Here is an 18,692-nt window from a genome sequence, read left to right as displayed (position 1 = left end):
AGTTATATGAAAAGCGTGATGGAAAATGGTCATTTTGGATAGTTATGTTCGGCCATCTTACGGGTACTAGTGTCCTAAGAAAAGCTTGTGGTGACCTTTTTCTTGTGACCGGTCAGTTTTCGTAATGCAAAATGTGAACTAGTGCGCCACGGTGGCATTTCATTCGACCAAAACAGCAGTATTGTGACCAGATTAAGTCCTGTGGTAACCATTAATGTGTAGGCTGCCACTGGTACACTCTTACCCAGTGGGAACCAGTACGACAGTCCTCGAAGTCCTAAAATAACGATTTTGCTTTTTACCCGAGAGATCCTGCGATGATCAAAACCAACTCCTGGGCAAGGCGCATTGTGAAAGCGCTCATTGCCACCACTGTCCTTTTATCGCTAGTTGCGATTGTCGCCTGGCTTTGGCTGCGACAGAGCCTTCCCCTGCTCGAAGGGGAGCTGCAAACAGGCCAGCTGGAGCACCCGGTTCGCATAGAGCGCGACGCCCAGGGTGTGGCCTTTATTACCGCCGAGACCCGCAACGAGAGCGCCTTTGCACTCGGGTTTCTGCACGCCCAGGAGCGTTTCTTCCAGATGGATCTGCTGCGACGCAATTCCGCCGGCGAACTATCGGAGCTGGTAGGTGAAGCGGCCCTGGAGCACGATCAGGAAGTGCGGCGCCATCAGTTCCGCGAGCGGGCCAAACGCAACATTGCGGCCATGCCCCAGGACCAACAGCAAATTCTCAAGCACTACGCCAACGGGGTTAACTACGGTTTGTCGCAACTGGGAGCCGCCCCCTGGGAATACGCCCTGCTCCGCCAGGAGCCTCGCCCTTGGGACACCGCCGATAGCTTGCTGACGATTTTCAGCATGTATATGACCTTGCAAAGCACCACCGGTAATTTTGAGTTGCGCGACAACGCGCTGGCGGAGTTGCTGCCAGACGATCTTTATGCGTTTTTCGTACCCAAGGGCGGCATCTGGGATGCGCCGTTAATCGGTGACGCGCGCGAAGCTGTCGCGCTTCCCGCGACCAACATTGCCGCGTTGGTAGAAGATGGTGAGCCGATGGCTTACCAGAAGATGGAAAGCGAAGACATGATCTTCGGCAGTAACAACTGGGTTGTGGGTGGCGCCCTGACCGAGCACGGCGGCGCCATTGTTGCCGACGATATGCACCTCGCGATTACGGTACCCAATATCTGGTTCCGTGCGGGCTGGAAGGTGCCGGGTACGGATTTTGAAATGCGTGGCGCCACCCTCCCCGGCGGCCCGATTATCGTGGCTGGCAGCAACGGAAAAGTAGCCTGGGGCTTCACTAACACCACGGCGGATTGGGGTGACCTGATTCCCCTGGAGTTATCCGAAGATGGCAACCAATACCGTACGCCGGAAGGCTGGCGGGAGTTCGACATTGTCGAGGAGGAGATTGCCATTAGTGGAAAGCCGGCTGCCAGTGTGGAGATTCGCAAAACCATCTGGGGCCCGGTTGTCGCAGAAGACCACAAGGGTAACCCCCTCGCCTACCGCTGGGTTGCCCACGACCTGCGTGGCGCAAATATGAATATCCTGAAATTGGAAACGGTTTCCAGCACCCGCGAAGCGATGGATCTGGCTCCTGAGCTGGGTATCCCGCACCAGAACTTCGTGATCGGCGACAGTCAGGGCAATATCGGCTGGACTGTGGCTGGCCCAATTCCCCGCCGTGTCGGGCTTGATGGCAGCCGTTCGGTTAGCTGGGCAGATGGTGCCGCCCACTGGGACGGATACCTGAGTGCCGCAGAGCAGCCCCAGGTTTACAACCCGCCATCCCACCGGATCTGGACGGCAAATTCCCGCACCATGGACGGGGAATACCTCAGAGTAATGGGTGACGGCGGTTACGCCCTCGGCGCCCGTCAACAACAGATTCGCGATGATCTATTCGCCCGCGAGACGTTCACTGAGCAAGACTTGCTGGATATTCAGCTGGACGATCGCGCGGTATTCCTCAGCCGCTGGCAGGAACAGCTCGCCACATTGCTCGATGGGGTTGATGGCTATGATGCAGTGCGTGAGCAGGTTATCGACTGGGGCGGTCGCGCGAGTGCTGACTCCGTCGGCTACCGCATCGTGCGAAACTTCCGCCTGCGCTTTATCGATCTGTCTACGGCACCGGTACTCACCTACATGCGCCGTTATGATCCGGAGTTTAAATTTGGCCGTGTAAACCGCCAGGTGGAGTATCCGGCATGGGAAATGCTCGCCAATGAGCCGGCACACCTGCTGAACCCGGAATTCGAATCCTGGGAGGCGCTGAAGCTGGCCGCACTGGATCGCGTTCTCGAAGATATGGCTGAGGGCGGGTTGGATCTGGAGCAGCAGACCTGGGGTGTTCAGAATGCGGCAAAAATTCAACACCCGCTGGGACGAGCGGTGAGTGCGGTCAACTGGTTTACCGCCATGCCCGCAGACCACCTGCCCGGTGACTCCCACATGCCCCGGTTCCAGTCTTCCACCAATGGTGCTTCCGAGCGCATGGTGGTGGCACCCGGCCATGAGGAATTGGGTATTTTCCATATGGCGACAGGTCAGAGCGCCCACCCGCTCTCCCCTTTCTTCGGCAATGGCCATCTGGACTGGGTGCAGGGTAATCCTTCGCCAATGAAGGAACAGGCGGTGACCTACACACTGACCCTGCAGTAATTTTTATTCCTGCCGATAAATAAGGCCGATAGGAAAGGCGCTCAATCGAGCGCCTTTTTTGTTCATCGTATTACGTGCATCCAGGCTAAGCGTCGCACTGGGCAGCGCGGCAACCCGCCTCCATCTCGTCACGGATAATCTGCGCCAACCGCTTCGTGCCTGGCCCGGGTGACTCCTGATCGGCGAAGATCAAATACATCTGCACATAGCGTTCGCTGCCGCCGCGGAGCGGTAATGGTTTCAGTGCGCCTTCCGACAGCTCCTTGCGAATCTTTTCCTCGGGTAGCCAGGCAAAGCCGTAGCCGCGGCAGGCTGCGCCGATTGACGTCGCCATATTGGTCACCGTCCAGCGCTGTGCAACCTCTACCGTTGTCGCGCTGCGGTTACGGGTAGAGCTGGAGTCCCGCACAACCAGGTGGCGGTGGCTGCGTAAATCCCGAACCGTCAGCTCACGGCCGAGTTGATGCAGGGGGTGCTCCGGATGCGCGACCGGGATGATGCGGACCTGTCGCGCCAGGGGTTCACCCGAATAGCCCTGGGGGACATGGGGCGATATCGCGAGTTCGACCCGCCCGTCTTGCAAGGCTTCCGGGGCGCCCCCTAGCACCGTTTCATAGAGCTCGATACGGGTTTGTGGACTTTCCCGGCCGAATTGATCCAGGCAATTTAGCAGTAGCCAGGTAGGAAACAGTACTTCAACGGCGATACCAATCTGTGACTCCCAGCCGGCAGAGGCTTTGTGGGCGTCGCGCTCAATATCCGATGCGTCATTCAGAAGCTGTTTGGCGCGGGCGTACAGCATGTGGCCGGTGCTCGTCAGTACGGCTTTACGCCCCTCGATAACAAAGGCCTTCATCCCGAGCGTCGATTCCAGCTTCTGAATCGCATAACTCACAGACGACTGACTCTTGTGCAGCCGATCCGCGGCCTGCGCGTATCCGCCGGCCTCAACCAGCGCAACCAGGCAGCGCCATTGCTCGAGGCTGATTCTCGGGGTTTGGGGGCTTATCGAATCTGACTGAACTGCCATATATCGGATTTCTCGATAGATTTGAGCATATTTTTATAATTTTTTATCTAATCCATCAATGCTTCAATGAAGTCATCGGGTTATCAGCAGCCCATTGGAGGCACACAAATGACCAAACACACCAGAAAACTTCTCAAAATTCAGACCAGCCTGTTTCAGAACGATGGGCAATCCACCCAGCTGGCCAATCAATTTGCCGACCAGTGGCTCACCGCCAACCCCGGCGGTGAGATCGTTTCCCGCAATCTGTCCGCCAGTCCGGTGCCGCATCTGGATCTGGAGCGCTTTCAGGCCCTCAATAGTGACCCTGCCGAGCGCACGCCGGAACAGCAGGACGTGGTCGACTTTTCCAACACCCTGATTGAAGAAATCAGGGAGGCGGACACGCTGGTATTCGGTATTCCGATGTACAACTTCAGTGTGCCGTCGAGCCTTCACGCTTACTTTGACCATATCGCGCGCGCCGGGGTGACCTTCCAATACACCGAGAATGGTCCGCAGGGTTTACTGACCGGCAAACGTGCCTACGTGGTGATCACCCGTGGGGGGCTGTATGGCGAGGACCATGCGCAAACGAATTTCATCCGCCAGTTCCTTGGATTTATCGGCATAAACGAAGTGGAATTTATCTACGCGGAAGGTTTGGCGATGGGTGATGAGTCGAGAAATGGTGCACTGAGTGCGGCGCGGGAACGACTCTCGCAACTGGCGTGACCTGAGCCGTTAAAAGTTTCATACCTGTAAGCTTTGGGTGACCTCGGTCACCCTTTTTCTGTGGTCGGTCACTGACCCCAGAAGAATATTGGCGACGAAATCTCAGGCCGTTTCGTCAAGAATCGCAAAAGACAGAAATGAGGTAAGCAATCCCAGCCCGACAATAAAAGGCAGCAGAGGAAAGCAGATCATCAGCAGCGATGCGCCAATCCAGAGATTCTTCACCCAGCCCCGTTTAATACGGTAACGGCGGGAATAGCGGCGCAGGTGGCTGTCACCTTCATCAGGCAGCGCAATTTCATTTTCGCGGGGCGCAAAGCTACGCACCAGAAGGGTGCAATAGAAGCGGAGCAACATCCAGAACATATATCCACCACTCGCAAACATCTCCTTCAGTATAGATAGAGGTTTACGAGTGGTTGGTTCTGGGTATCAGAAGTGGGGATTTAACGGTGCGAAGATGCCCTACTGATACCAGCCCAGGCTTTCGCGCAAGGTAACGACACCGCCAATAATTGTGAGCGCTGGCGCCTCCACTTTGTGGGTTTCGGCCAGTTCTGGCAGGGTCGCGATAGTGCCTACAATCACCCGCTGGTCGCGGGTAGTGCCCTTCTCCACCAGTGCTGCCGGCGTGTCGGGGTCCATACCATTGGCCACCAGTTTTTCGGAGATGGTGGGCAGGCCGGTAAGTCCCATGTAGAACACCAGCGTTTGGTTTTTGGTAATCAACTCGTCCCAGGGCAATACCAGATCACCCTGCTTGAGGTGCCCGGTGATAAAGCGCACGGATTGTGCGTGGTCCCGGTGTGTCAGTGGAATCCCGGAGTAAGCGGAACAGCCAATGGCTGCGGTAATGCCAGGTACCACCTGGAATGGAATCCCAGCTTCCGCAAGTTTGTCGATTTCTTCACCGCCGCGCCCGAAGACAAAGGGATCCCCACCCTTCAGCCGCAGAACCTTCTTACCTTCTTTCGCCAGGTCCACCAGCAACTGATTGATGTCGTCCTGGGGAACAGAGTGGAACTGCTTCATCTTGCCCACGTAAATGCGCTCGGCATCCCGGCGTACCAGTTCCAGCACCTCGCTCGATACAAGCCGGTCGTACAATACCACGTCCGCTTGTTGCATCAGGCGCAAGGCACGGAAAGTGAGCAGATCAGGGTCGCCGGGGCCGCCTCCCACCAGATACACCTCGCCGCTGGCGGCAGGCTTTTGCTCCCAACGCTGGAGCTCTTGCAGCAGCGACGCTTCGGCTTCGGCTTTATGCCCCCGCTCAACCTGGCCGACAATGGGACCGTTGAACACCCAGTGCCAGAAATCTTTGCGCTGGGCTTCCGGCAAGGCTGCTTTCACCTTGTCGCGCATACGTCCAGCCAGCTCGGCGATCAGTCCGAGGCCGGGCGACAGCAACGTCTCGATCTGCGCGCGCAACATACGGGTCAGAACCGGTGCAGAGCCGCCACTGGAAATGCCAATGGCCACCGGGCCGCGTTCAACAATGGAGGGAAAGGTAAAGGTACAGTGCGCCGGTGAATCCACCACGTTTACCGGCAGGCGCCGGGCGCGGGCATCGGCAGATACCTGCGCATTGACGGCGCTGTCGGCGGTGGCAGCAACGACCATCTCGACATTTTCCAGCAGTTCGCTGCGGTAAGTGCCGACGATGTACTCGCCACCACTGGCGAGAACCAGCTGGCGCAGTTCATCGGTGATATCCGGAGCCACGACCAGCAGGCGGGCCTCCGCTTTGTTGAGCAAGCGCGCTTTGCGCGTGGCGATGGAGCCGCCCCCGACAATCAGGCAGGGGCGATTTTTCAAATCAAAAGCGAGAGGCAGGTAACGCAAGGTTCTATTCCATACTGCTAGCCGATCTTGGTCGCGCCCCGCATATAAGGACGCAGTACTTCCGGCACCTCGACACTACCATCGGCCTGTTGATAGTTTTCCAGTACCGCGATCAGCGTACGGCCCACTGCCAGCCCGGATCCATTCAGGGTGTGCAGCAGTTCCGGCTTGCCCGTTTCGGGGTTGCGCCAGCGAGCCTTCATACGCCGGGCCTGGAAGTCGCCCATCAGGGAGCAGGAAGAAATTTCCCGGTATTTATCCTGAGACGGAATCCACACTTCCAGGTCATAGGTTTTGGTTGCCCCGAAACCCATATCGCCACCACACAGCACCACGGTACGGTATGGCAGGTTCAGTTTCTGCAGAACATTTTCTGCATGACTGGTGAGCTGTTCGAGCGCGTCACTGGATTGATCCGGGCGGGCAAACCACACCAGTTCCACTTTTTCGAACTGGTGCTGCCGAATCATGCCGCGGGTGTCGCGCCCGTGGGAGCCGGCTTCAGAGCGAAAGCAGTTGGTATGGCTGGCAAATTTGTGCGGCAGAGAACTGGCGTCCTCGACGATTTCGTCGCGGTACAAATTGGTCAGCGGTACTTCTGCGGTGGGAATGAGGTAGAAACCACGCTCATCCTCCAGCTTGAACAGGTCCTCGGCAAACTTGGGCAGCTGCGAGGTACCGAACAGGGAATCGCTATTTACTATCACCGGCACATTGGCTTCTTTATAGCCGTGCTCTTCTACGTGAAGATCAAGCATGAACTGTGCCAATGCGCGATGCAGGCGGGCCACTTCTCCGCTCATTACCGCGAAGCGGGAACCGGTCAGCTTGGTGGCCACTTCAAAATCCAGACCATTCAGGGCCGCACCCAGATCCACGTGGTCGCGCACTTCAAAGTCGAATTTGCGCGGTGAACCCCAGGTACGCACTTCGACATTATCGTCTTCGTCTTTGCCTTCTGGCACCGACGCATCCGGGATGTTGGGGATGGCCAGCAGAATATCATCCAGCTGTTGCTGCAACTCAGACAGGGCCTGCTTGGCTTCTGACAGCTGTCCACCCAGGGATTCGACCTCTTTCAGCAACGGTGCAATGTCTTCTCCGGCGGCTTTGGCCCGGCCGATATTCTTGGACTTGCTGTTGCGCTCATTCTGCAGGGACTCAGTGCGGGTCTGCAGTTCCTTGCGCTGCTCTTCGAGCTGCTCCAGTTTGGCTGTGTCCAGCTGCACACCGCGCTTGGTCAGCGCCGCTGCAACGTCGTCGAGTTGGTTACGAATCAGTTTTGGATCGAGCATGGTGTTTTGATTACCGCGTTACAGATATTTCAGTCCCAGTGTGATGGCCGCTGCGGTCGCAGCCAAACACACCAGAAAGCTGGCCACGACATAGGCCAGCGCTATTAAAGGCTGGCCATTGTGCCACAACAGCACAGTTTCCAGCGAGAAGGTCGAAAAGGTGGTGAGCGCCCCGAACAGGCCGGTCATGATCAGTAGCCGCCACTCGTGCCCGAGCATGCCGCGCTCAACGATCATTACGTAAGCAATACCGATCAACAGTGAGCCGGTAACGTTGACGATAAAGGTGCCGAGGGGAATCCGGCCCTCAAAAACCGGGAAGCTCCACAAACCGATCAGATGCCGCAGAATCGCGCCTACGGCACCACCCAGGGCAATCGCAATCCACTGCATCAGGAGCTCCCTATCGATTTTTTAATCGCCGAAAAATGGCGATCATAGCGTTTTTTCGACACTCCAGAGAACTGCCAGGTCGGAATCCGGTTATTTTTGCGGATAGCGCTGTATCGGGCTTTGAAGGTTAAGCGCCTGCAGGCGCTGAAGCTTCTCCTCGATTTTGCTTTCCAGACCGCGATTGACCGGGTGGTAATAGCGTCGCCCAGCAATCGCCTCGGGCAGGTAACACTCTCCAGCGGCAAAGCCGTCTGGCTCGTCGTGGGCATAGCGGTACTCGGCGCCGTGCGCCATCTCTTTTGCCAGCTTGGTTGGGGCATTGCGCAGGTGAATGGGAACCTCGTAGCTGGGCTCCCTGCGGATGTCCGCCAGGACGCGCTTGTACGCACTGTAAACCGCGTTACTTTTCGCCGCGACAGCGAGGTAAGCCACCGCCTGCGCAATCGCCAGCTCCCCTTCCGGGCTGCCCAGCCGCTCCTGGACATCCCAGGCGTTGAGGGCGATTTCCAGGGCTCTGGGGTCGGCATTGCCAATGTCTTCACTGGCCATGCGTACTACCCGGCGCGCCACATAGAGTGGGTCGCAGCCGCCATCAATCATGCGCGCAAACCAGTAGAGAGCGGCATCCGGGTCGGAGCCACGCACGGACTTGTGCAGTGCGGAAATCTGGTCGTAAAAGTAGTCTCCACCCTTGTCGAAGCGGCGCACATCCGCGGTCAGCACCTCCGCCAGCACTGCCTCATCAATTACCTGCTGGCCACCCTCTTCTCGCGACAGGTCACAGGCGATTTCCAGCAGGTTCAGGGCGCTGCGGGCATCGCCATCAGCACTCAGGGTAATTTTGTCGAGCACCGCCGGGGTCAGCTGGATATTGCGCGCGCGTAACTCCTCGTCCTCCTGCAGCGCCCGATTCAGCAAGCCAGTCAGCTCTTCCTGGCTTAGGCTGCGTAACAGGTAGACCCGGCAGCGGGACAAGAGCGCGTTGTTTAATTCAAAGGAGGGATTTTCGGTGGTGGCGCCGACAAAGGTAACCGTGCCCTCTTCCACATAAGGCAGGAAAGCATCCTGTTGGGCCTTGTTAAAGCGGTGAACCTCGTCCACGAACAGGATGGTGCCGCGCCCGAACTGGGCGCTGTGCTGCTCCGCTTCAGCGACAGCCTGGCGGATTTCCTTGACGCCCGCGAGCACCGCAGAGAGCGTGGCAAAGCGGACATCACACTCTTCGGCCAATAGCCGCGCAAAGGTGGTTTTCCCTACTCCGGGCGGCCCCCAGAGCACCATGGAGTGCAGCTGCCCCCGCTCTACCGCCTCGCGCAGGGGTTTACCCTGCCCCAATAAATGCGTCTGGCCCACATAGTGGGCCAGAGTTTGCGGCCGCATGCGTGCGGCCAGTGGTTGGTGCCGGGGGGGCGACTGGAAAAGGTCATTCATCGCGGATGATGTCGGTGCCCTTCGGTGGCTTGAAGCGGAAAATGGAATTGGACAGTTTCGGGTTGGCCTTCAGGCCATTGAACTGGATATCGGTGGTCTGACCCATGCCATCGCGTACGGTCATGGCAGAAGGCAGGCCCTTGCCGTCAAAGCGAATCACCATGGACTTGAACGGCGCTGACGCTCTTTTCGGGGTCAGGTAGTAAGCACCCTTCTTGTTTTCCACGCTGAAAGAGCCGCGGATATCTTCGACCTTCCCGCCCAGCAGCAGTGCTGGAGTTTCCTTCATGCGGTTGTCGACCGGACGAATGGTGACCTGCTCCAGATCCGGATCGTACAGCCAAAGCTTCTTGTTGTCGGTTACCAGTAGCTGCGGGAAGGGCTCGCCGGTCTGCCAGCGCAGCTTCCCCGGGCGCTCGACGGAAAAATTCCCGCTGCTTTTCTGCAGGGTTTTTCCCTTCTGGTCCTTGAGTGTCTGTCGGAAATTACCGGAGATGGAGCCCAGTGGCTGCAACAGTCGACTGAGTTCATCACTGGCGTCTGCCGAGGCCCCGTTTGCACCGAAGCCGATACTCAGGGCAACACAGATTGTGCTCAGAATTCGTTTCATAGTGGCCTTCCGTAAACTGTTCGGGAATGTCCTTAAAGCCTAGTCGGCGGCAAGTGAACCCGGCCTGAACCGGGTGCAATTGCGACGAAAAGTTTTACGCCGGCGGCGGCGCCAGGACTTCGCGGTTGCCATTGGCCTGCTGTGGCGATACCACCCCGGCGGCTTCCATGGCCTCGATCATGCGGGCGGCGCGATTGTAGCCGATGCGCAGCTGACGCTGCACGGAGGAAATGGAGGCTTTGCGCGATTTGGTCACGAATGCCACAGCCTCGTCGTAGAGAGCATCCGCTTCCGGGTCGTCTTCCCCACCCTCAGTCGCCATTCCCGGCACCGGAATACTGTTATTGGCATCATCGACAATACCGTCGATGTATTCAGGCTCGCCGCGGCGACACCAGTCCGCCACAACCTGGTGCACCTCATGGTCATCCACAAAGGCACCGTGCACCCTTATGGGGACCGCTGTACCCGGCGGCAGGTATAGCATGTCACCGTGCCCGAGCAGCTGCTCTGCGCCACCCTGATCCAAAATGGTGCGCGAATCGACCTTGGAGGAAACCTGGAAGGCCATGCGGGTTGGTACGTTGGCTTTGATCAGGCCGGTAATCACATCCACAGAGGGGCGCTGGGTCGCCAGTAGCAGGTGAATCCCCGCCGCCCGCGCCTTTTGCGCGATACGGGCGATCAGCTGCTCAACCTTCTTGCCAACGATCATCATCATGTCAGCAAATTCGTCGATAACCACAACTACCGCCGGTAACGGCTTGAGGTGCGGTGCGGTCTGTTCAGCCTCCGGAACGCTGGACATGGGGTCTGGCTGCCAAATCGGGTCTATCAGCGGTTCACCAGCCGCAATCGCATCTTTAACCTTACGGTTGAAGCCGGCCAGGTTCCGCACACCCATGGCGGCCATCAGTTTGTAACGCCGTTCCATCTCGCCAACACACCAGCGCAGGCCATTGGCCGCATCGTTCATGTCAGTGATGACCGGTGTCAGCAGATGCGGGATTCCCTCGTAAACCGAGAGTTCCAGCATTTTCGGGTCCACCAGAATCAGCCGCACTTCGTCCGGGGTGGATTTGTACAGCAGACTGAGCAACATCACATTGATGCCCACCGACTTACCGGAACCCGTAGTACCGGCCACCAGCAGGTGCGGCATCTTCGCGAGATCCGCTACCACCGGCTGCCCGGCGATATCGTGGCCCAGCGCCAGGGTCAGCGCTGAGCCGGCCTTTTCATACACCTCTGCACCCAAAACCTCGGAGAGGCGCACCATCTGGCGATTTTCATTAGGTATCTCAATACCCACCACCGATTTGCCTGGAATCACCTCCACCACCCGCACACTGATGACCGCCAGGGAGCGGGCCAGGTCTTTAGCGAGATTGGTGATACGGCTGACTTTTACCCCGGGAGCGGGTTGTATCTCAAAGCGGGTGACTACCGGCCCCGGCAGAACCGAGACTACTTCCGCCACTACCCCGAAATCCTTGAGTTTCAATTCCAGCAGGCGTGACAGGGCCTCCAGCGCTTCGCGGGAGAAACCAGCCTTCTTGTTGGTATCCGGCGAATCCAGCAGTGACAGCGGCGGCAGTGTGCCGGTTACCGGCCCCTTGAACAGCTCGCCCTGCTTTTCTTTGGTAGCCCGTGGGCTCTGCTTGACCGGCGGCGCGGCCGGTTCGATTTTTGGTGGTATCCGTTTGGCGGTGCGCTGCTTTTCCTCTTCTACCGCCGCCTTGCGAACCACGATGGCCTCCCGTGCCACCCGCTTCTCTTCCCGCTCTTGCCGCGCATGCGCCATACGGCTGGCCAGCCAGCCGAATACAAACAGCACGCTGCGGCCAATATCCTCAAACAACTTGAGCCAGGACATGCCGGTGAAGACGGTAATCCCGATGGCAAACATCGCGAGCAACAGAATCGTGGCACCCACGTAGCCGAGCCCGGTCTCCATAAAGTTGGATATCGATGCGCCGATGATGCCGCCATTGGAAAATGGCAGCGGTTGGTGGGATTCGCTAAAACACAGGGTAGCCAGAGCGGCGCCCGACAGCAGCAGCACAATCAGGCCGCCAACGCGCAGTGCGAATAAGAGACCGTGAAAGCGGGCGTTTTTATCCCGCAATATGCGGAAGGCTCGCCAACCAATCAGAACCGGGAACAGGTACGCCATCCAGCCCAGCAGCGACAGAAACACGTCAGCAACCCAGGCGCCAGTGGGGCCAATCGCATTGTTGATGCCACTACCGTGCCCGGTGTGCGACCAGCCGGGGTCCTGGGGGCTATAACTGAGCAGGCTTATACCCGCCAGCAACGCGCCAGCCAGCAGTGCAATAAGGGCACCTTCGCGCAAAATTCGCGCAATCAGGGAATCCGGGATGCTACCTGCGGATTCACTATCACTTTCAGCCTTCAATGGCTTACCTCGATCATCACGGGATTTATCAGGATTATATGGGCGCTCACAGCGCCAAAGCTTCTGTGTACTACAGCCTTGGGGCAATTGCTACCGCGAGCACAGCTGAGAAAACACTTTAACTTTAGATTTTATTATTTAAAACAAATACTTACAGGCACTAATTCACGCAATTTGTAGAAGTCTGTAGAAGAATCTCACGTGGGCCTGAACACCCTTGACCTTGCGCATATATGGCGGCGAACCCTCCCAGTTATTTGATGAGCCTATAAAAGGGTGCAATCAGATAAATAAGCCCAAACTATTTGGAAGCATTAGAGGCTTTCCCCTATCATTGCCCGCAATTTTGACACTGGCAGTCTATGCCGCTGCATTTCTTAGGCTGCCTTAGACACCGTTTCATCCATTGACGCCTTAAAATTCGAAGTATTGTGAGTCCAGTCATGAGCAACCATCACCGTCTGATCATTCTCGGCTCCGGCCCTGCCGGCTACACCGCTGCAATTTACGCGGCTCGCGCCAACCTGAATCCGGTAGTGATTACCGGAATGCAGCAAGGCGGCCAGCTGACCACCACCACCGAAGTCGAAAACTGGCCGGGTGGCGTACACGACCTTCAGGGCCCGGACCTGATGGTTCAGATGCAGCAGCACGCTGAGCGATTCGACACCAACATCATTTTCGATCACATCCACGAAGTAGACCTCAAGCAGCGCCCCTTCACCCTGAAAGGCAATGAGACCTACACCTGCGATGCCCTGATCATCTGCACCGGCGCTTCCGCGCAGTACCTTGGCCTGCCCTCTGAAGAAGCTTTCCAGGGACGTGGTGTCAGTGCCTGCGCGACCTGCGACGGATTCTTCTACCGCGACCAGAAAGTCGTTGTGGTCGGTGGTGGTAATACTGCCGTGGAAGAAGCGCTGTACCTGTCGAACATCGCCAGCGAAGTGACCCTGGTACACCGCCGCGACAGCCTGCGCGCGGAGAAAATCCTGCAGGATCGCCTGCTGGAAAAAGCCGAAAACGGCAACATCAATCTCTGCTGGCACCACACCCTCGATGAGGTGCTGGGTGACGATAACGGGGTTACTGGTGTGCGCCTGAAGAATGTACAGGACGGCTCTACCAAGGAAGTTGAGGTTTCCGGTGTATTTATTGCCATCGGCCACAAGCCCAATACCGACATCTTTGAAGGTCAGCTGGAAATGAACGGTGGCTATATCGTTGTGGAAAGCGGCTTGCACGGCAACGCCACCCAGACTTCCATCCCGGGTGTATTTGCCGCGGGTGATGTCTCCGACCACATTTACCGTCAGGCAGTAACGTCTGCCGGCACCGGCTGTATGGCCGCTCTGGATGCTGAGCGCTTCCTCGACGCCCAGTAAGAAGACCGCCAATGCTCGCGTGAGCATTGCGTGACGAAAAACAGGCGGCCTTGTGCCGCCTGTTTTTTTTGGCGCGTCACCCGGCCTCTGCCTATCTGTTATTCTGCCCCGCTCTCCAGTAATCAACTTCGAGCAATCAATTTCGAACCACCAGTCTCGAACAACGACATTGAGGCGCAGTTTTGACCAGTAGCACCGATGAGATCCTTACCCTGCTCGATCCGGACAATATTGCGTTTCCGGAAACCAGCAAGGCCCTGGATGATCCAAACGGTTTACTCGCTGTTGGCGGCGACCTCACGCCAGAATGGCTCCTGGCGGCCTATAGGAAAGGTATTTTCCCCTGGTTTTCGGACGACCAGCCAATTCTCTGGTGGTCTCCCTCCCCACGCTGCGTGGTTCGACCGCAATCTCTTGTATTCAGCCGCAGCCTGCGGAAGGTGATTCGGCAGGCACGCTACCAGGTAACCTTTGATCAAGCATTTGAGGCAGTACTCGACGGCTGCGCCGCGCCCCGGGCAAGCGAGTCCGGCACCTGGATTACCGACGATATGCGCGAGGCATATCTTGATATGCACCAGCTGGGGTACGCGCACTCGGTCGAAACCTGGTCCAATGGGGAGCTGGTGGGCGGACTTTACGGGCTTGCCATCGGCAAAGTGTTCTTCGGTGAATCCATGTTTCACCGCGCAACCGATGCCTCAAAGGTGGCGTTCGCCTATCTGGTACGGCAGGTGGCACACTGGGGTGGTCAGCTGATCGACTGCCAGGTGAGCAACCCACACCTGGCCAGTCTTGGTGCCAAGGAAATGTCGCGGGCTGACTTTGAATCGCTACTGCGCACCGGCCTCGGTGATTCAGCTAACTCAGCTGACACGGAAGGCACACGGGAGCCCGGGTTTCCTCACCTCTGGCCCAGCAGTCCATCGCCGGAGCTATTCGAATCGATGTGAACGTCCCGTAAAGTCGCGCACAGTATCTGAGGCGTCCATTTGTATTTTTTGTGACCGCAAATTACCCTCTGGTGTGATCCTGCGGGAGCAGTTGACCTGAGAAATGCGTGGAGCCATTGATATCGTGAATAAAACGACCCGCCGACCGGCCTATCGTGCCTCCATCCGCGATCGGGGTGTACAGCCGCATACCGGCAAATTTCACATCAGGTTCACCAAGTCATGAGCCAGTTCTCCCAACTGGATTCGGTGCGACTACTGGCCACCCTGCCCCACCCTTGCGGCTACCTGGATGACCAGGAAGCCACGACCGTTTTCGTGGATCCACAAACCCCCGTTGACCAGCGCCTCTATAGCCGTTTGTCAGAAATGGGCTTTCGGCGCAGCGGCAATTACCTGTATCGCCCGCAGTGCACACACTGCCAGGCGTGCATTCCCGCCAGGGTACCGGTGGACTTATTCATTCCGAATCGCAACCAGCGACGCTGCTGGCGCCGGAACCGCGACCTGGATGTATTTCACCTGAAAGACATCGATACCGATGAACATTACGGGCTGTACGCGCGCTATATAGAGCAACGCCATGGCGATGGGGAAATGTACCCGCCCAGTCGCGACCAGTTCCGCAGTTTTCTGAACAACGCCTGGGGTAGCACGCGCTATCTGGAGTTTCGTGCGCGGGGGCGCTTGGTTGCCACGGCCGTTACCGATGTGCTGAGTACCGGCGTTTCTGCGATTTACACCTTTTACGATCCTGACGAAATCAAGCGCAGTCTCGGCAGCTATTCCGTGCTGTATCAAATTGAATGGGCTCGCCGCCTTGGGCTCCCCAGTCTTTACCTGGGCTACTGGATAGCCCAGTGCCAGAAGATGGCCTACAAGAGCCAGTTCCAGCCTTTGGAAATCCTTCAGAACAACCGCTGGTCCCTGAAATCCGACTAAACTTTCCAGCAACAACGTACCGTTCAGTACCAAGGTGCCGGCGCTCCAGCCCAACTGCATCCCCAATGGAAACCAGCCGGTCGCCTAACCCGGTTAGGTTCTTGTATTTAATACCGGCCACCGGTCATTCAGGTGTCCTGAACACAAGTCTCACGGTAAGGCGTGGTTTCGCTTGGCCTGTCATCACTTTTCGTGCAAAATGCACGCCCGTCGTACCGCTGGGTCCCCCTTGAACTGAAATCGTTCACTTGAATGGGCCGAATTTTAAGGCGGAAAAGCTAGTACAAATTACTCAAAGGTTGCTGCGCCGCATGGCAAAAGACGATTACATTGAAATGGAAGGCGAGGTCATCGACACCCTGCCAAATACCACATTCCGCGTGAAACTCGAAAATGGACATGTGGTAATCGCACACATTTCCGGCAAGATGCGCAAAAACTACATCCGCATCTTAACGGGCGATAAGGTTAAGGTTGAATTGACACCCTATGACCTGAGCAAGGGCCGAATTACTTACCGCGCCCGCTAAATTGCCAGCCGGCCTCGGCCGGTCATTGTGCTCAGTGCCCTGCACCGCAGGCGCGGCACATAAAAAAGCCACCATACGGTGGCTTTTTTCGTTGCGGCTAGTGGCTCTTTGGCCTTTAGTCATCGCAGGTTTAGTGAAGAGCCGGTACCGCCGTCCTGATTTTCAGCTGGTCGTCTTCAACGGTCACTTCCACCTTGCCGCCATCCTCCGACAGCTCACCAAAGAGTACGGCTTCCGCCAGCGGTTTGCGCAGCTTCTCGCGAATCAGGCGAGCCATCGGGCGCGCGCCCATCTTCTCATCGTAGCCATTCACAGCGAGCCACTCGCGCGCTTCGCTATCGACTTCGAGAGTGACCCGGGATTCGTCCAGCTGCGCCTGCAGCTCCACAACGAATTTGTCCACCACCGTTTTGACCACCTCAAGATCCAGCGCACCGAACTGGATAATGCTGTCGAGCCGGTTACGGAATTCCGGAGTGAACATTTTCTTGATCTCCTCCATTCCATCACTGCTGTGATCCTGATTGGCGAAGCCAATGGAGCGGCGACTCATTACTTCGGCGCCGGCGTTGGTCGTCATGATCACGATAACGTTGCGGAAATCCGCCTTGCGGCCGTTGTTATCCGTCAGTGTGCCGTGGTCCATGACCTGCAGTAACAGGTTGAACACTTCCGGGTGCGCTTTTTCAATTTCATCAAGCAGCACCACACTGTGAGGATGCTTGGTCACAGCGTCCGTAAGCAAGCCTCCCTGGTCAAAGCCGACATAGCCGGGAGGTGCACCAATCAGGCGTGAAACCGTGTGGCGCTCCATGTACTCAGACATGTCAAAACGAATCAGCTCTATACCCATCACCTGGGCCAGTTGGCGACAGAGCTCGGTCTTGCCGACACCGGTGGGGCCCGCGAACAGGAAGGATCCTATGGGCTTTTCTTCCGCGCCAAGGCCGGCACGGGAGAGCTTGATGGAGGTGCTGAGCGCCTCAATGGCCTGATCCTGTCCGAACACCACCATTTTGAGGTTGTCATCGAGCTTGGCCAGGGCCGCCTTATCGGAAGCGGAAACGCTCTTGGCCGGAATCCGTGCCATTTTTGCCACTACATTTTCAATCTCGGTGACAGAAATGGTGTCTTTACGCTGCTCTGGCGGTTGTAGCGCCTGGTAGGCACCGGCCTCATCAATTACATCAATGGCTTTGTCTGGCAGGAATCGTTCGGTGATATGGCGATTGGCCAGCTGCGCGGCCGCTTCCAGTGCAGAGTCGGTAAAACGCACCTTGTGGTGGTCTTCAAAGCAGGTTTTGAGCCCCTGCAGAATCTGAACTGTCTCCTCCACGGAGGGCTCATGCACGTCAATTTTCTGGAATCGGCGTGATAAGGCACGATCTTTCTCAAAAATGCCGCGATATTCGTTAAATGTGGTGGAGCCAATGCAGCGGAGCTGACCGCTGGAAAGCAGCGGCTTCAGCAGGTTGGATGCATCCATGACACCACCGGAGGCAGCACCGGCACCGATAATGGTGTGGATTTCATCAATGAACAGCACCGCATGTTCACGCTTCTTGAGCTCCGCCAGCAGCGCCTTGAACCGTTTTTCAAAGTCACCGCGGTATTTGGTACCGGCAAGCAGTGAACCGAGATCAAGGGAGTAAATTGTGCTTTCTTTCAGCGGTTCGGGCACTTCGCCGTCCACAATACGTCGCGCCAGGCCTTCGGCGATGGCCGTTTTACCAACGCCGGACTCCCCCACCAGCAGCGGATTGTTTTTGCGCCGGCGAGCCAGAATCTGGGTAACGCGCTCTACTTCTGGTGCGCGACCCACCAAGGGATCGATACGACCGAGAATGGCTTCCTGGTTAAGGTTTGTGGAATAGCTTTCCAGCGGATCTGAGCCACCGGACTCGGAAGCTGCGCCGAGATCTTCGTCCACCTGCTCGGGAGAGGGATCGGGGTTGTTGTGCGTGTTGTTGCCGCCAGAGCTGACACGGGAGATGCCGTGGGTGATGTAATTCACGACATCAATACGGGCAACACTCTGCTGCTTGAGGTAATAAACCGCCTGGCTTTCCTGCTCACAGAATATTGCGACCAGTACATTCGCACCGGTCACCTCTTTTTTACCGGAGGACTGGACGTGAAAAACTGCCCGCTGCAACACGCGCTGAAAGCCGAGGGTGGGCTGGGTTTCCCGCTCGGTGTCATTTTCGGGAATAAGTGGTGTGGTTGAGTCCACAAACTCGAGCAACTCCCGGCGCAATGCACTCAGGTCTGCACCGCAGGCATGCAGGACATCAGCCGCTGATTCGTTGTCCAGCAGCGCCAGCAGCAGGTGCTCTACGGTCATGAACTCGTGGCGTTTCGCCCGTGCACCTTTGAACGCTAGATTGAGCGTTACCTCTAAATCCTTGCTGAGCATCTAAACCTCAAACCTTACTGGCCAATGTCATCCGGGCTTTTTTGGCAAACGCCC

Annotated in this window: 15 protein-coding genes; 6 read left to right on the top strand and 9 right to left on the bottom strand. The window is 57.2% G+C overall.

Annotated elements, in window-relative coordinates; translation table 11 throughout:
* Window positions 1-317 precede the first annotated feature (317 nt).
* Complete coding sequence (locus GRX76_RS12740) at window positions 318-2,675, top strand: penicillin acylase family protein (protein WP_160153666.1); 2,358 nt, start codon at window positions 318-320, stop codon at window positions 2,673-2,675.
* Between the two features lie 85 nt (window positions 2,676-2,760).
* Here the strand turns inward: GRX76_RS12740 and GRX76_RS12735 are convergent, their stop codons facing one another.
* A complete protein-coding gene (locus GRX76_RS12735) occupies window positions 2,761-3,705 on the bottom strand; it encodes a LysR family transcriptional regulator (RefSeq protein ID WP_160153665.1) in 945 nt (314 codons plus the stop codon).
* Between the two features lie 108 nt (window positions 3,706-3,813).
* On the opposite strand from GRX76_RS12735, the gene GRX76_RS12730 reads away from it, so the two are divergent.
* Complete coding sequence (locus GRX76_RS12730; RefSeq protein ID WP_160153664.1) at window positions 3,814-4,419, top strand: FMN-dependent NADH-azoreductase; 606 nt, start codon at window positions 3,814-3,816, stop codon at window positions 4,417-4,419.
* A gap of 102 nt (window positions 4,420-4,521) precedes the next feature.
* Here GRX76_RS12730 and GRX76_RS12725 read toward each other — a convergent pair whose 3' ends face one another.
* The 7 genes from GRX76_RS12725 to GRX76_RS12695 form a co-directional block, all read right to left on the bottom strand.
* On the bottom strand, window positions 4,522-4,785 hold the full coding sequence (locus GRX76_RS12725; protein ID WP_160153663.1) for a hypothetical protein: 264 nt from the start codon (window positions 4,783-4,785) through the stop codon (window positions 4,522-4,524).
* A 99-nt stretch (window positions 4,786-4,884) separates the two neighbouring features.
* On the bottom strand, window positions 4,885-6,264 hold the full coding sequence (gene cysG / locus GRX76_RS12720; protein ID WP_160153662.1) for a siroheme synthase CysG: 1,380 nt from the start codon (window positions 6,262-6,264) through the stop codon (window positions 4,885-4,887).
* 17 nt (window positions 6,265-6,281) lie between these two features.
* Window positions 6,282-7,559 carry a serine--tRNA ligase gene (gene serS, locus GRX76_RS12715; RefSeq protein WP_160153661.1) on the bottom strand — a complete coding sequence of 426 codons (1,278 nt, stop codon included), beginning with the start codon at window positions 7,557-7,559 and terminating at the stop codon, window positions 6,282-6,284.
* An 18-nt stretch (window positions 7,560-7,577) separates the two neighbouring features.
* Complete coding sequence (crcB, locus tag GRX76_RS12710) at window positions 7,578-7,952, bottom strand: fluoride efflux transporter CrcB (protein WP_160153660.1); 375 nt, start codon at window positions 7,950-7,952, stop codon at window positions 7,578-7,580.
* Between the two features lie 90 nt (window positions 7,953-8,042).
* Window positions 8,043-9,383 carry a replication-associated recombination protein A gene (locus tag GRX76_RS12705; protein ID WP_160153659.1) on the bottom strand — a complete coding sequence of 447 codons (1,341 nt, stop codon included), beginning with the start codon at window positions 9,381-9,383 and terminating at the stop codon, window positions 8,043-8,045.
* Window positions 9,376-9,993, bottom strand: coding sequence for an outer membrane lipoprotein chaperone LolA (gene lolA / locus GRX76_RS12700; RefSeq protein WP_160153658.1), 618 nt, complete (start codon window positions 9,991-9,993; stop codon window positions 9,376-9,378). The genes GRX76_RS12705 and lolA overlap by 8 nt, the downstream gene beginning before the upstream one ends.
* Before the next feature lie 94 nt (window positions 9,994-10,087).
* Window positions 10,088-12,412: a DNA translocase FtsK gene (locus GRX76_RS12695; RefSeq protein ID WP_160153657.1), complete on the bottom strand. Its 2,325-nt coding sequence runs from the start codon at window positions 12,410-12,412 to the stop codon at window positions 10,088-10,090.
* Between the two features lie 443 nt (window positions 12,413-12,855).
* Between GRX76_RS12695 and trxB the strand changes: the two genes are divergently transcribed.
* The 4 genes from trxB (at window position 12,856) to infA (ending at window position 16,222) form a co-directional block, all read left to right on the top strand.
* Window positions 12,856-13,797 carry a thioredoxin-disulfide reductase gene (gene trxB, locus GRX76_RS12690; RefSeq protein ID WP_160153656.1) on the top strand — a complete coding sequence of 314 codons (942 nt, stop codon included), beginning with the start codon at window positions 12,856-12,858 and terminating at the stop codon, window positions 13,795-13,797.
* Window positions 13,798-13,979: 182 nt separating this feature from the next.
* Window positions 13,980-14,750 carry a leucyl/phenylalanyl-tRNA--protein transferase gene (gene aat / locus GRX76_RS12685; protein ID WP_201276809.1) on the top strand — a complete coding sequence of 257 codons (771 nt, stop codon included), beginning with the start codon at window positions 13,980-13,982 and terminating at the stop codon, window positions 14,748-14,750.
* 222 nt (window positions 14,751-14,972) lie between these two features.
* Complete coding sequence (locus GRX76_RS12680) at window positions 14,973-15,692, top strand: arginyltransferase (RefSeq protein WP_160153655.1); 720 nt, start codon at window positions 14,973-14,975, stop codon at window positions 15,690-15,692.
* A gap of 311 nt (window positions 15,693-16,003) precedes the next feature.
* The gene (gene infA / locus GRX76_RS12675) at window positions 16,004-16,222 is read left to right on the top strand and encodes a translation initiation factor IF-1 (RefSeq protein ID WP_010130378.1); all 219 of its coding nucleotides are present in this window, start codon (window positions 16,004-16,006) and stop codon (window positions 16,220-16,222) included.
* A gap of 130 nt (window positions 16,223-16,352) precedes the next feature.
* On the opposite strand, the gene clpA is transcribed toward infA, so the two are convergent.
* Complete coding sequence (gene clpA, locus GRX76_RS12670; RefSeq protein WP_160153654.1) at window positions 16,353-18,638, bottom strand: ATP-dependent Clp protease ATP-binding subunit ClpA; 2,286 nt, start codon at window positions 18,636-18,638, stop codon at window positions 16,353-16,355.
* Between the last annotated feature and the right edge of the window lie 54 nt (window positions 18,639-18,692).

The sequence above is a fragment of the Microbulbifer sp. ALW1 genome, assembly GCF_009903625.1.
Classification (GTDB): domain Bacteria; phylum Pseudomonadota; class Gammaproteobacteria; order Pseudomonadales; family Cellvibrionaceae; genus Microbulbifer.
The sequence above is the reverse complement of the archived record's forward strand: the minus strand, read 5'-3'. Positions and strand labels throughout refer to the sequence as shown.